Below are 13,893 nucleotides of genomic sequence, written 5' to 3' on the forward strand. Positions count from 1 at the left end.
GTGTATCCTCCCCGGAATCATCATCGTCATCGGTCTCCACATCAACCCCCTGCAGGGCGAGTTCTTCGGAGATCTTCGGAATATTCACAGAATCGGGAGCAACTTCAGATTCTTCTGAGAAAAGGCCGCCGATTTTAAGGTTGACAGCATCGCTGTCGGTATCAACACCAGCCATCTCTTCTTCAGCCCAAAAACCGTGCTCCTCCTCTTCACCCGATGAGGCCAAAGCAGGAGTCATTTCTGCAGGAGTACCAGATACGCCCTCTTTAAGATCATCGTCGTCATCAATTTCGACAGTGGTATCTTCCAGAGCTGGAGTGACCTGCTTCTCACCAGTCGCACTGAAATCAGGGGTCTCTTTTTCCTCAAAGCTGAGTGCGGGGGCAGGTTCGTCTTCCTGCACAGAAAGAGCTGCAACAGACTCCTCCTCATCGTCCTCACCAACCAGAACAGAAGCAATCTCTTTATCTTCAGACTCGTCAGAAGTCGCCAGAGCCGGGGCGAGTTGATCTCCATCAAGAGGAAGTGTATCCTCCCCGGAATCATCATCGTCATCGGTCTCCACATCAACCCCCTGCAGGGCGAGTTCTTCGGAGATCTTCGGAATACTCACAGAATCGGGAGCAACTTCAGATTCTTCTGAGAAAAGGCCGCCGATTTTAAGGTTGACAGCATCGCTGTCGGTATCAACACCAGCCATCTCTTCTTCAGCCCAAAAACCGTGCTCCTCCTCTTCACCCGATGAGGCCAAAGCGGAAGTAATTTCTGCAGGATTATCAGATACGTCCTCTTCTCTGCCGGACAGGAAAGCCACCGAACCATCTGCAGGCAGATCATCGGACACCTGAACATTATTTTCCATAAGCATACGAAATGCCTGCAGCTTTTCGAGCAGAGGGAAAACAGATGTACGCTCCTCTTCCGGATTCATTGTTACTGAAACAATGTGTTCCAGCCCTTCAAAGAGAAGGCGAAGAACCTTGAGCCCTTCAGAGTATACTTCCGATTTTTTCTTTTGAAGATACTCACCAGCCTCGCCGATTCCAGAAAGCAGATCAAGACAGCTCTCGTTCTCACGAAACTGCTCTTTGAGATCAGCAACCTCAAACTTCAGGTTTGTGAGATGTCCGTCGGTGATCTCTCTGTCAAGATCGAAGAGAATTGCCTTCAGACGCATAAGAGCGTCAGCGGCACCGCGCCCGCCACCGGAAACATTGAGAGAAAGCGGCTCTCTTTCTTTTTTATCCGTTGACAATTCAGGGACGACTGCGGCAGGTTCTTCTTTACCAGGCGGTGCAAAAGAATCTTTCAACGCCTTCTCTCTGGCAGAAACCAGATCAGGCCGGGCGGCAGCCAGATCACGGTTGATATAAACTTTAAGTTGCTCAAAGGCTTTCACATCTTCGCGCAAAATGGCTTTTTTCTGCTCAACCGTCATATCCTCGTAAGAAACGATTTTCTCCAGATTATGATAAAGAGTAAGCAGAAACTTGATGGCGCTGGGGTGCGCATCAGCCTTGCGGGCATAGATATATTTGGAAATTTTTTCCAACGCCTGGATGTACACCAGATTGATCTTTTCTCCGGCCCAGAGGTCACGCAGGATGAGCAATTCCTCATTGAACATGAGCAGCACATCATCAGTGATCTCCCAGTCAATTGAAAGCACGAGACTTTTCAATTGATTGAGAGGCGAATCCCCTGCCGGGTTGAAATCAAACAGATCATCTGAGTCAGAGAAATAGGAATTGTCGTAATCTCCTCCGAGCGTCAAATCGTCGTACTGATTTTCGCTATAACGGTCCACGTAGAGTCTCTCTTAAAGAAGTTTTTTCTGAATGGAAATTACAGAAGAAAAGATAATCTTCTTCAGGGTTGCAGCAACATTATACCCTGTGATGGCACTCGCTTCAAAGAATGGAACTTTGAGCCGACTGTTGAGATCTTTTTGCAGCACAGATATGGGGAGTATCGGAATACCGTGCTCTTTAAGGTCAATTTTATTGTATTGCATAACAAGAGGAATTTTAAAAATACTTTCGTTGTATGACTGCAGGTTCTCATGCAACTGGTTGAGAGAGTAAATGTTTTTCTCCCGCTGCTTCTCCATGGCATCAGCAACAAAGACAATACCATCAACACCACGGAGCACCAGCTTCCGGGTCGCATTATATTTCACCTGACCGGGAACAGTGTACAGCTGAATCTTTATATCGTAGCCCTTGATTTTCCCCATGTCAAAGGGAAGAAAGTCAAAAAAGAGGGTTCGATCCCCATGGGTCTTCAGGCTGACCATCTCGGAGACGATTTGCTTTTTGTAGGTACGGTTAATATATTCGAGGTTGGTGGTCTTACCACAACGCCCCGGCCCGTAATATACAATCTTTATCTGCACAACCTTGTCCCTCACATTGATAAAACTCAAGATATCTCCTCCCTGCATTTCTGCTCAGGTACTTTTTTTTCCTTCACCTTGCGGATAGGGCTGCACCAGCTTATAAGGAAATCGACCATCTTTCTGGTTACAGTCAAAAATCTATCCTCGGAAGTAAGTGCCAGACTCCGATATCCAAAGTTATAACTGCGATAAATTTTCTCCTGTGTCTTGAATTCGAACGAAGTACAAGCTTCTTCAAGGTACCCATAAGCTAAGCCCAGAGGGCCCTTATCTGATCAATTGCTTCGACAACATTGAGACGCAGGAAGCCGAGGGAGATATCACGACCGAACAAAGAGATCAAAAGCAGTTCATCATTAATTTTACTGAAATGAATGCTCGACGTCTCACCTTTATGGAAAAGCAAAGAGAATTCCTGCTCGCCAATAATTTTTGCCATCGCATCAACAGTGGCAAAGTTCCCTGCGGCCAGTGCAGCAAAAGAGTAGACATCGTATTTGCTGATCCCCTTACCTCTGGCAGTGATTGTATTCCCGGCCATATCAATGACGATTACGCAATCTACGCCCAGCTTGACAAGCTTTTCTTCCAGAATTGCTTCGATCTTTTCCAGTTGATCTTGACTGACTATCCCGTAATTCATACTGCAAACCTCATTTTAAAATTGGTCACTACTTCAGCCATTACAGCCATGAAAATATAAAAAATTGTTCCCAAACAGCTCATTCTGCTTATTGTTGATGGGGGCAGGTACCAGACACCAGTGAAGAAAGATTATTTTCTACAAAAGGAGCTTATTTTCTACGAAAAGATACAAATCTGTTTAATATACGCCAGTTGTTCTCCAATATGAAGATTTATTTTGACCCGATGATTATCAGACAAAAAAAATTCCAGGCTGGTTCCTCCATGTTACAACCAGCTTTCATTACTGAAACTTAAATTCCTATGAAAAAAAAGAGCAAAGATACACTTGTTTTCCCACGGGGAATCGACTATTTCGACAGCCATTGCCATCTCGACATGGAGACCTGTGACGAAGACCGCAACGAGCTCCTTGCCCGAGCCCAAACCGCTGGTATTACCAATATTATGACCATCGGTACCAACCTGAAAAGCTCCGAAGCCGCTGTAAATATAGCGTTACAGCATGATTACATTTTTGCTGCTGTCGGGATTCACCCTCACGATGTAGACAGCATTAGTGACTCAACCTACGACTCACTTATAAACTTATATAAGGAGAACCCCTCTCAGGTCAAGGGCTTTGGTGAAATAGGTTTGGATTACTACAAAAATTATTGCTCAAAAGAGATTCAAAAGCGTGAATTTGCCCGCCAGCTTGAAATCGCGGAGGACCTTCATCTCCCTGTAATAATTCATGATCGTGATGCTGATAATGATTGTTTTGATATTCTCTCTTCTTTTCAACTGAAAGACGGCTGTCTCATGCACTGCTTCGGCAGCGATTACCCTTTTGCCCGCAAAGTGCTTGACCAGGGAATGATGATCTCCATCTCTGGGGTCGTTACCTTCAAAAATGCACCCGAGCTGCACGAGGTTGCCACAAAAATTCCACTGGACAGGATGATGATTGAGACCGATGGTCCCTATCTTACCCCCGTCCCGTATCGCGGGAAACGCAATGAATCCGCGCATGTTCGCTATACCGCCGCACGAATTGCTGAATTGCGGGGAATCTCTATTGAAGAGGTGGCGGAGGCTACCTCCCACAACGCACGTCAATATTTCCATATCGAGGAGTCATGATTAAAGAAAACCTTGCACGGATTAATGAACAGATAGCTGCCGCAGCAAGTCGGGCAGGACGAAAGGTTGAGGATATCCAGCTTGTTGCTGTCTCGAAAATCAAGCCGGTCGAGCTGATGATCGAGGCACTGAACTGTGGACAGAAGGTCTTTGGGGAGAATTATGTTCAGGAGGTGCAGGAGAAACGCCTGGCTCTGCCCGCCGAAGGAAAAATTCATTTCATTGGTCATCTTCAGTCCAACAAGGCAAAAATCGCCGCCGAGTTCTGCGATATGGTGGAGACAGTAGATAACATGAAACTCGCCCGCAAACTCAATCATCATCTTGACCTGCTCGGCCGTGAGCTGGATATTCTGATCCAGGTCAACATTGGCGAAGATCCTGCAAAGTCCGGTGTGGAAGCAGAAGAAACGGAGCAGCTGCTCGAAGAGGTACTCACCCTGCCCCGTCTCCACGTGAAAGGACTGATGACCATTCCGCCGTTTGAAAACACCCCGGAGGAATCCCGTCCCTGGTTTTCCGGTCTGCGTAAACTCTCAGAAGAACTGGTTGGCAAAGGGTACTTCAAAGAACACGCCCCCGCTCTCTCCATGGGAATGTCTGCAGACTTTCCCGTTGCCATCGCCGAAGGAGCCACCATTGTCCGCGTGGGAACTGCCATCTTCGGGGACCGCCCTGCAAAATAGCCTTTTATTCCCTTGTTACTCTCCGTATTCAGGACCTTTTTCTCTGCTGGCCTGCCTCCCTTTTCAGGACTGGCTGCAGGGAAAAGGTGTTGACAAAGAGTTATACGCCCTTTATGTAATCAACTCACACAGTAGAGCTGTATTCTGTTGCTTATCCCCGCAGAAAAACCAGCAAATTACACGATAAACCAGAGAGTTGAGCCCGCCCTATCCGGCGTGGAGTTTACGATATGAGCAAAACCCTTGTTATTGCAGAAAAGCCCAGCGTTGCTGGAGATCTCGCCAAAGCCCTCCCCGGGAAATTTTCCCGGACCAAGACCCACTTTGAGAGTGATGACTACATCGTCTCCTACGCCATCGGCCATCTCGTCTCTATCTGCTATCCGGAAGAGATCAACCCCGAATGGCAGAAATGGGACATGGCCAACCTGCCCATCCTGCCGGAGGAGTTTAAGCTCAAGGCGCTCGACGGCACCAAATCGCAGCTCAACGCCCTGCAAAAGCTGATCCGCCGTTCCGATGTCGACGAGATAATCAATGCCTGTGATGCCGGACGCGAAGGAGAGCTGATCTTCAACTACATTATAAAGTATGTGTGGAACAAATCAGTGGCGAAAAAGAGCTTTAAACGGCTCTGGCTGCAGTCAATGACCACCGAATCTATCAAGAACGCTTTCAATAACCTGCGTGAGAAAGAGGAAATGATTGCTCTTGAGGAAACAGCTCTCTGTCGCTCTGAATCCGACTGGCTCATCGGCATTAACGCCACCCGGGCACTCACCGGCTACAACTCCCGGCGAGGCGGCTTCTTCCTTACCCCCTGCGGCCGTGTTCAGACTCCAACCCTCTCCCTGATGGTCAAACGGGAAAGAGAACGGATGGTGTTCGTCCCCCGCACGTTTTACAATATTTTTGCCAAATTCATCTTTGAAGGTGGAAACTACACGGGCAAATGGATTAATCAAAACTTCAAAAAAGACACTGCTGATCCTTTCAAACGCGCCGACCGCTTGTGGACCAGGGAAGACAGTAATGCAATCATCGAAAAATGCGGCAAACAGCCCGCAATCGTTACTGAGGAGAGCAAAGAGAGCCGTCAAAGTGCTCCTCAGCTCTATGACCTGACCCTGCTCCAGCGTGAGGCCAACTCACGTTTTGGTTTCTCGGCGAAAAACACGCTTAATATAGCTCAGGCACTCTACGAGAGACACAAACTGCTCACCTACCCGCGGACTGACAGCAAATTTCTGCCGGAAGACTACGTTAATCCGACGAAAAACACCCTCTCCATTCAGAGTGAATGGAACTACGGACGTTATGCAGCAGAGGCGGTTGAGAAGAAGTATGTCAAAAAAGACAAACGCATATTCAACAACGCCAAAATCTCAGATCACCACGCCATCAGTCCCACCAACCTGCTGCCCGGCGGAAATCTGAGCGAGCCGGAGATGAAAATCTACACCATGGTGGTACAGCGTTACATCGCTGTTTTCTTTCCGCCTGCAGTCTACCTCAACACCAAACGCCTGTCGCGCATCAACAAAGAGACGTTTCTTACAGAGGGCAGGATTCTCAAAAGCCCGGGCTGGAAAGCAATCTATGGGGCTGAACTGGATTCTGATAAGGATAAAACGCTTACGCCACTGCCCGACATGGCTGAGATCACCTGCGACACCCTCAACACAGAGGAACAGCAAACCCGGCCACCCGCACGTTTCAATGAGGCGACCCTGCTCTCGGCCATGGAGAACTCCGACAAACTGATTGAGGACGACGAACTCTCCGAGGCGATGAAAGAGCGCGGACTGGGAACTCCGGCCACCCGTGCGGCGATCATTGAAAAGATCCTCAAGGAAAAATATGTGGTACGGGAAGGCAAGGACCTTACTCCCACGGGCAAGGCCTTTGAACTGCTTGCCCTGCTTGAGGCAATGAAGATTGAGGTCCTCGCCTCCCCGGAGATGACAGGAGAGTGGGAACATAAACTCAACCAGATACTGACAGGCGAATTTACCCGCGAGAAATTCATGGCCGAGATTTGTGACATGACCCGGCATATCATTGACCAGGTTCGTAACTTTGAAGGTAAAGAAATACAGGAAGAGGCACCCTTCAGTCCAGTGAATGGAATGACGTTCCTCTCCAGTCCCACTGCATGGATCTCTAAAGACGGCAAAATCTCCATTCGTAAAATTCTCGGTGGCCGCATGCTCGAACAGCAGGATGTACTTGACCTGCTCGCTGGTAAAGTGATCGGTCCCTACAGCAACTTCCGCTCCAAACGCGGCAAGCCCTTTACCGCTTCGGTACAACTAAAGAATAACAAAATTGAATTCATGTTTGCCGACTCCACCGACAACCTTGACATTGAGGCAATCCTGAAAACGGAACCTCTCGGCGCTTCTCCGGTCGACGGTACCTTCGTATTCGCCACCCCCACCGCCTGGTTGAGTGAATCCGCGCTCAACGGCGACAAGGAAAAGGGACTGCGTATCGGCAAAATAATCCTTGAAAAGGAATTGGAGGAAAAACATATCCGTCAGCTTCTCACCGATGGTAAAACAGAACTGATCCCCGGATTTATCTCAAAACGAAAGAAACCTTTTGACGCCTATCTGATTTTGGAGAAAAATGGTAAGGTGAGTTTCGATTTCCCGCCGCGTAAATACAAAAGCAAAGACAAAGTCAAAAAGACAGATAAAGCAGAGGACACAAAAAAAATAAAGAATGAAAAAAATTAAAGAAGAGTACCGTGAGCTCCCCGGTGAAGAACTGGCTCAGATTTGTGCAAAAGCAGCACTTGCCATCAAGGCTCAGGAGCTGGTCATCCTTGATGTTCGCGGGCTTACCACCTTCACAGACTATTTTGTCATTATGAGCGGCACCTCAAGCCGCCATGTTCAGGCACTTGCCGAGTCCGTTGAAGGTCAATTGCGTTCCAAGCGGGTCAAAACCGCAAGAGCAGAAGGGCTAAAGGAAGGAATGTGGGTACTGCTGGACTTTGACGATGTGGTTGTTCACATCTTCTACCATGATCAGCGCTCATTTTACGATCTTGAAGGGCTCTGGGGCGACGCCAAAAAGATCGCCGTCAGAGCCTGAACAACACAGGCTTAAATCATGCAATATCTGAGTACTCGGGGCGGTATCGCCCCCGTTTCTTTTTCAGAAGCTGTGATGATGGGGCTCGCCGAAGACGGCGGTCTCCTTCTTCCCCGCACCATTCCCAGAATCGGCAGTGAAACGCTTACCGCCTGGCAGGAACTGGGGTATCAGGAACTCGCGCTGGAGATAATGTCCCGTTTCATTGACGATATCCCCAGGAAAGAACTCCAGGAACTGATTGATCGCTCTTACAGCTCTTTTGACGATGAAGCAATTACCCCGCTGGTGAAAAAGGGGGATGTCTATATTCTTGAGCTGTGGCACGGTCCAACCCTCGCTTTCAAAGATGTTGCCCTGCAGTTCCTTGGCAACCTTTTTGAGTATATGTTGAAGAAGGACAACTCGGTGCTCAACATCATCGGTGCGACCTCCGGCGACACAGGCTCCGCAGCCATTGCCGGTGTGCGCGGCAAAGATCGCATCAACATCTTCATCCTGCATCCGAAGGGCCGCGTCAGCCCGGTGCAGGAGAAGCAGATGACTACCGTGATGGATGACAACATCTTCAATATCGCCATTGAAGGCTCGTTTGACGACGGCCAGGCGATTGTGAAAGATATCTTCAATGACACCGAGTTTAAGCACCAGTATCACCTTGGTGCCATCAATTCCATCAACTGGGCCCGGGTACTTGCGCAGGTTGTCTACTACGTCTACAGCACCCTGCAGTTGATGAAAAAAGAGAAGGATTTCGCGGTGGATTTCTCCATTCCCACCGGCAACTTCGGCGACATTTTTGCTGGCTATATCGCCCGCAAAATGCTGCCCCAGGGAACCCTGCGCAACCTTGTGCTGGCAACCAACGGTAACGACATCCTCAGCCGCATGGTTCAATCCGGCGACTACTCTCTCGGCGAGGTAAAACTCACATCCAGCCCGTCCATGGATATCCAGGCTGCTTCCAACTTTGAGCGCTACCTCTTTTATCTCATGGACAGCGATGCCGTCAAAACAAAAAATCTCATGGAGACCTTTGCCGCCGAAGGCAAAATTGATCTCTCCGACTCTATGGATCAGATCAGACGCGACTTCTCTACCGCCAGCGTAAGCGAGGAAGAGGTAAAGGATACCATTGAGAAGTTTTACAAAGAGAACGACTACCTGCTCGACCCGCACACCGCCGTCGGCGTTTGCGCTGCGGCTGAAAACCGGGATACGGGTATACCGATTGTTTGCCTCGCCACCGCACATCCGGCAAAATTTCCTGCCGTTGTGGAAGAAGCCTGTGGCAAAGTACCCGTTCCGCCGCCCCAGATTGATGGCCTGATGGAGCAAGAGAGTAAATGCATCACCATGCCGGCTGATAAGGATGAGATCCAGCAATATATTGCGGAACATGCCCGCAGGAGCTGATTCATTCGAGAAAAAATTCTACAGAAAAAAGGCCGCAAGGCCCATGAACTTTAAAAGAGGTATGCACTATGTTTGGAATGGGAATCTGGGAATTACTCATTATTCTCGCCATTGTGGTTGTTATCTTCGGCGCTGGCAAACTTCCTGAGCTGGGTGCCGGTCTTGGAAAGGGTATCAAGAACTTCAAAGACGCCACGAAAAAAGAAGAACAAAAAACAATCGATGACGAAAAAAACGAAAAATCTGAATAACAGGAGCCTCTAATCATGTTTGGAATGGGAACCCCCGAACTTTGTGTTATCTTCGCCATCGTCGCCATAATCTTCGGCGGAAAACGTCTGCCTGAACTGGGCTCCAGTCTCGGCCGGGCAATCAGCTCTTTTAAAAAAGGGGTGAAAGATGTGGAAGATACCGGTCGCGGGCTGGTAGAAGATATCCCCGGTGTGAAAGAGACTGCAGAATTGAAAAAAACTGTTGATGGGTTGAGAAACGTGAAAAATATCCTCAAGTAAAAACGGTTTGAAATTCCCTTTCAGGTATTATGGGTATCTTGAATAATCTTGTATTTCGTTCATATTCGAGGCACAGGAGAAAATTTATTAGAGCAATGTTTGATATCTCGACGTCTCGTTCCTCGCTTTGTCGGAGGATAAATTTTTGACTGTAACGAAGAAGATGGGCGAAAGACTGGTTATTCAAGGTACCCTTAGAACGATACAGGCCCGTTTCCCACCGAAGGGAAACGGGCCTGTTGTATTTTATAATACCGGTGGGATACCCCGTGGTGACAACGGGCTGTTGTACCATTGCCTGGCTATCGGATTTGCTTGTTGTCATCGTGTAGACAAGGCATGCCTTGTCTCTACAACAACAGGGCATCGCGGGTGGCAATGCGTCGTGCTGCTTTCCCCAAACAGGGATGCAACTCCACCGTTGCCCTGGTATCCTCGATAAGGATAAAAGATGTTACCTTTATTGACGATATCGCCTGACAACAGGGTATCTTGAATAATCTTGTATTTCGTTCATATTCGAGGCACAGGAGAAAATTTACCGGAGCTATATGTTTGATATTGCGAGGATAAATTTTTAACTGTAACGAAGAAGATGGGCGAAAGACTGGTTATTCAAGGTACCCTATAATCACACTCTACCCCCACAGTTATCCCAATGAAAAAACACAAAAAAACAGACAAACCAAAGGAAATATCACCTGGTTATCACTGCCGGGCGCGAATATGGATTGAGAAAGATGGTGAAACTTTTGTCGGTTTCGGCCGCATTGTACTGCTGGAAAAGATAGCGGAACACGGCTCCATCTCCGCAGCAGCCAAAGCCATGAAGATGTCCTATAAACACGCCTGGGATCTTGTTGACTCCATGAACCGCAACGCGCGAAGCCCACTGGTGGTGAAAAGCACGGGGGGCAAAGGCGGTGGCGGTGCAGTCATCACTGAAGCCGGAGCAAAGAGGATACAGGAATTCTACGACATGCACAAACGCCTCACCGAATTTCTCCGCAAAGAGACTGACCGCCTGTCGCTGTAATGCAACATTCTCTAATTTACCGCAGATATAATACCTTTTACATTTTTTACTGACCAGAAAACGCAAAGAGCAACAATAGAACAACAGCAATTCTCTGTTTAATTTTAAAATCTTTTTTAAAGTTTTGTTGCCTTTATTCGCATGTTTAGAGCTTTCCTTTGGTAAAAAGTTTTTCGCTGTTCCGTCTTTTGCTTTTCCCTGTCTCCCGCCTCCCGTCTCCCTTTTTCCTTCTCCCTTTCCCCGTTCCTTGTTTCGGGTACCTTTTCAATAATGCACCACATATCCGCCAGGGAAACCATGGGGAGAAAAAACAATCTGCCAGAGTTGAATCTGTCTGGCGCGAAAACACCCGGCGCAGGCGAGCAGGTAATACTTCCATATACGATAAAAACTGTCATCGTAATACTCTTTCAGCTCATCCCAGCCTGCCTTGAAATTCTCGTACCAGCACATCAGAGTCTTATCGTAATCGGCACCGAAATTCTGCCAGTTTTCAACGATAAAACGATCTTCACTGGCATTGAGGATTTGTTTTCCTGACGGCAGCATTGAATTCGTAAAAATATAACGTTCCATCCACGGATCGAGATTAACCTTCGAGGCATTCGAACCAATGGTATGCAGCAGAAAGAGACCGTCTTCCGTCAGATGTTCCCGGGCGACCTTGAAATACGCAGCATAATTTTTCACCCCCACATGCTCCATCATTCCCACGGAGACAACACGGTCATACACCCCTTCAATACTGCGATAATCCTGTATCTGGATATGTACCGGAAGGCCTTCGCACAGCTCCTTCGCCAGTTTTGCCTGCTGCTCGGAAACCGTCACCCCCTCAACGCTGACTCCATATTTTTCCGCCGCATAGCGGGCGGTCCCGCCCCAGCCGCAGCCGATATCAAGGAGTTTCATCCCCGGTTTCAGCTTGAGTTTACGGCAGATCAGGTCGAGTTTATTTTCCTGTGCCTTGTCCAGATCAGCAGCATTTTCCCAGTATCCGCAGCTGTAAATCATCAACTTGTCGAGCATTTTGTGATAGAGTCTGTTGCCAATATCGTAATGCTTTCTACCAACATCAAAGGCTTTTGAGCGCCTTCCCATATTGATAATGCGAGCCTTGAAAATCTTCAGTGAATCGCTGAACGGGATAACAGCCTTGTCCAGCTCCTGCGAAAGAATTCTGTAAAAGAATTCATCAAGCTTCTCACACTCCCACCATCCATCCATATATGACTCTCCGAGTCCCAGAGAACCTTTAGCGATGACCCTTGCATAAAAATCTTCATTCTGGACCTGAATGTCCCATGGATTGGGGCCGTTCACCTGAATGCCAGCGGATTCCAACAACTTGCAGGCTGTTTTCTTTAACTCACTTTTTTTCATGCCGTTCTCCTCCTGTCGCAATAGTGATGGATAGAGACATCTCCAAAGTAAAGGGACCCTAAAATGATTCACTCCAAAATTAAGTAAAGACCCTGTAATTGAATGTATTCTAATGCTTCTTCCACTAAAAAAAACACAGATTTTGAAGAGTTTACTTTTGTTTCTTCTCCAGTGAAGAGTCTTATCCGCCTCAAGGTTCTCTCAAGTATACCACTTTACTGAATATCTCTTTCCAGATATATAAGACTGCCCCCTGTTGTAAAAAAACAGCAGATTGTTCTTCTGCCAGAACTTCTGCAAACCAGACCCTTCATTCTCACCTCAAGCTGCGGGCAGCGCCCTGACCGACTTGGAAAAACATCACATTTTTGTTATTCATGCTGTGCATTTTCCTCCCGACTGTTGTATCTTCACTGAATTGATTTGAACGATTTCTGAGAAAGAATCTCTGCAAAGAAACAATCACAGAGACACTCTTGAGGGGAGAAAGGAAAAGAAGAACAAAGAGGAAAAAAGAGAACTGAAAAATTAACCAGAAGTGATACACCCCTGTTGTTATCTGCACGGCCAGAGCGAAATCCCTCTCAAAGCACATTTAATCTTTACAGGAGAACTCGATGAAACGAATTTCTATTCTGCTGATTTTTTTACTCAGTATCCCGGCGGTAGTAATCGCCGCCAACTACCGCTTTGTTTCCGGCCCTCAGGGAGGAAACTGGTTTGTTCTCGGTGGAGCAATAAGTTCCTATTTCTCTGCCGCAGGAATGAACACGACCAGTTCTACCGGTGGCGGGGTCGCCAATGTTGTGAATGTTGACCGAGGGAAGGCTGATCTCGGCTTCTCTGTTGGTTCCCTCCTTGGAGCCGCTCTGAAAGGAGAAGGGAAATTCAAGAAACCGGTGAAAAATGCTGTTGTTCTTGCAAACCTCTACCCGCAGATAACCTATTTCATCGCCCGTAAGGATTTCGTAGAAAAGAACGGCATAAAAACACTCAAGGATGCCATCGCTGTTAAAGACCTGCGTATCGCCTGCCTCAAACCAGGAACCTCTTCCGAATTTGTGGTCAGCTCACTGCTGAAACTGGGTTACGACACCAACTGGAAAAAGATCAAAAAAGAAGGTGGAAAGGTTCAGTTTGCCTCCTACTCCGACGGAGCAGGGCTCATGGCTGATAACCATATTGATCTTTTCTCCTTTTCCGTAGGAGAAGTTGCCTCAATTATCATGAACATTGAGAGCCAGACAGATATTGTTATTCTGCCCGTTGACGCAGACGCGCTCAAGGCACTCAGTGATGCCTACGGAACCGGCACTCATCTGATCAAGCCAGGAATTTATAAGAGTGTAACCAGCGATATTCCCACCGTCGGGGACTATACTATCTGTGTTATCCGTAAAGATATGCCGGACGATGTTGTCAAAAAAATGGCAACCACCCTCTTTGAGAAAAGAGGCGATCTCTCTACAACTATTAAAGATTTTTCCGCGTTCAATGCAACCACGGCCATGCCTGCAACTCTGCCGATGCACCCGGCAGCCAGGGCAGCTTTTGCATCACTGGCAGAATAAGGGACTGATATCGGAGCCG

General features: G+C 47.7%; 14 protein-coding genes. 10 read left to right on the forward strand and 4 right to left on the reverse strand.

The genetic code is table 11. From position 1 onward, the window contains the following. The 3 genes from JWG39_RS11960 to JWG39_RS11970 form a co-directional block, all read right to left on the reverse strand. The coding region (locus tag JWG39_RS11960; protein WP_205219646.1) for a hypothetical protein at window positions 1-1,807 on the reverse strand (1,807 nt) is incomplete at its 3' end. Window positions 1,808-1,819: 12 nt separating this feature from the next. Then, entirely contained in the window at window positions 1,820-2,425 is a 606-nt protein-coding gene (locus JWG39_RS11965) for a GTP-binding protein (protein ID WP_205219647.1), read from the reverse strand. A 223-nt stretch (window positions 2,426-2,648) separates the two neighbouring features. Next, a complete protein-coding gene (locus JWG39_RS11970) occupies window positions 2,649-3,041 on the reverse strand; it encodes a roadblock/LC7 domain-containing protein (protein ID WP_205219648.1) in 393 nt (130 codons plus the stop codon). Between the two features lie 305 nt (window positions 3,042-3,346). Here JWG39_RS11970 and JWG39_RS11975 point away from each other — a divergent pair, with 305 nt between their 5' ends. From JWG39_RS11975 to JWG39_RS12015, 9 genes are all read left to right on the forward strand, one after another. Next, complete coding sequence (locus JWG39_RS11975; RefSeq protein ID WP_205219649.1) at window positions 3,347-4,168, forward strand: TatD family hydrolase; 822 nt, start codon at window positions 3,347-3,349, stop codon at window positions 4,166-4,168. After that, a complete protein-coding gene (locus JWG39_RS11980) occupies window positions 4,165-4,854 on the forward strand; it encodes a YggS family pyridoxal phosphate-dependent enzyme (RefSeq protein ID WP_205219650.1) in 690 nt (229 codons plus the stop codon). The genes JWG39_RS11975 and JWG39_RS11980 overlap by 4 nt, the downstream gene beginning before the upstream one ends. A 230-nt stretch (window positions 4,855-5,084) precedes the next feature. Continuing rightward, the gene (locus tag JWG39_RS11985; protein ID WP_205219651.1) at window positions 5,085-7,595 is read left to right on the forward strand and encodes a DNA topoisomerase III; all 2,511 of its coding nucleotides are present in this window, start codon (window positions 5,085-5,087) and stop codon (window positions 7,593-7,595) included. Next, entirely contained in the window at window positions 7,582-7,956 is a 375-nt protein-coding gene (gene rsfS, locus JWG39_RS11990; RefSeq protein WP_205219652.1) for a ribosome silencing factor, read from the forward strand. Before JWG39_RS11985 ends, rsfS begins: the two co-directional genes overlap by 14 nt. Before the next feature lie 18 nt (window positions 7,957-7,974). After that, on the forward strand, window positions 7,975-9,372 hold the full coding sequence (gene thrC, locus JWG39_RS11995) for a threonine synthase (protein WP_205219653.1): 1,398 nt from the start codon (window positions 7,975-7,977) through the stop codon (window positions 9,370-9,372). Between the two features lie 68 nt (window positions 9,373-9,440). After that, window positions 9,441-9,623: a twin-arginine translocase TatA/TatE family subunit gene (locus tag JWG39_RS12000; protein WP_205219654.1), complete on the forward strand. Its 183-nt coding sequence runs from the start codon at window positions 9,441-9,443 to the stop codon at window positions 9,621-9,623. A 15-nt stretch (window positions 9,624-9,638) separates the two neighbouring features. Beyond that, entirely contained in the window at window positions 9,639-9,884 is a 246-nt protein-coding gene (locus JWG39_RS12005) for a Sec-independent protein translocase subunit TatA/TatB (RefSeq protein WP_205219655.1), read from the forward strand. Between the two features lie 339 nt (window positions 9,885-10,223). Next, complete coding sequence (locus tag JWG39_RS12010) at window positions 10,224-10,364, forward strand: hypothetical protein (RefSeq protein WP_205219656.1); 141 nt, start codon at window positions 10,224-10,226, stop codon at window positions 10,362-10,364. Window positions 10,365-10,542: 178 nt separating this feature from the next. Further along, window positions 10,543-10,920, forward strand: coding sequence for a winged helix-turn-helix domain-containing protein (locus JWG39_RS12015; protein WP_205219657.1), 378 nt, complete (start codon window positions 10,543-10,545; stop codon window positions 10,918-10,920). A gap of 264 nt (window positions 10,921-11,184) precedes the next feature. Here the strand turns inward: JWG39_RS12015 and cfa are convergent, their stop codons facing one another. Further along, entirely contained in the window at window positions 11,185-12,303 is a 1,119-nt protein-coding gene (cfa, locus tag JWG39_RS12020; RefSeq protein ID WP_205219658.1) for a cyclopropane fatty acyl phospholipid synthase, read from the reverse strand. Window positions 12,304-12,920: 617 nt separating this feature from the next. On the opposite strand from cfa, the gene JWG39_RS12025 reads away from it, so the two are divergent. Then, complete coding sequence (locus JWG39_RS12025) at window positions 12,921-13,874, forward strand: TAXI family TRAP transporter solute-binding subunit (protein WP_205219659.1); 954 nt, start codon at window positions 12,921-12,923, stop codon at window positions 13,872-13,874. Window positions 13,875-13,893: the final 19 nt, after the last annotated feature.

Origin of the sequence: Desulforhopalus vacuolatus (assembly GCF_016918505.1) — a bacterium.
GTDB classification, from domain to species: domain Bacteria; phylum Desulfobacterota; class Desulfobulbia; order Desulfobulbales; family Desulfocapsaceae; genus Desulforhopalus; species Desulforhopalus vacuolatus.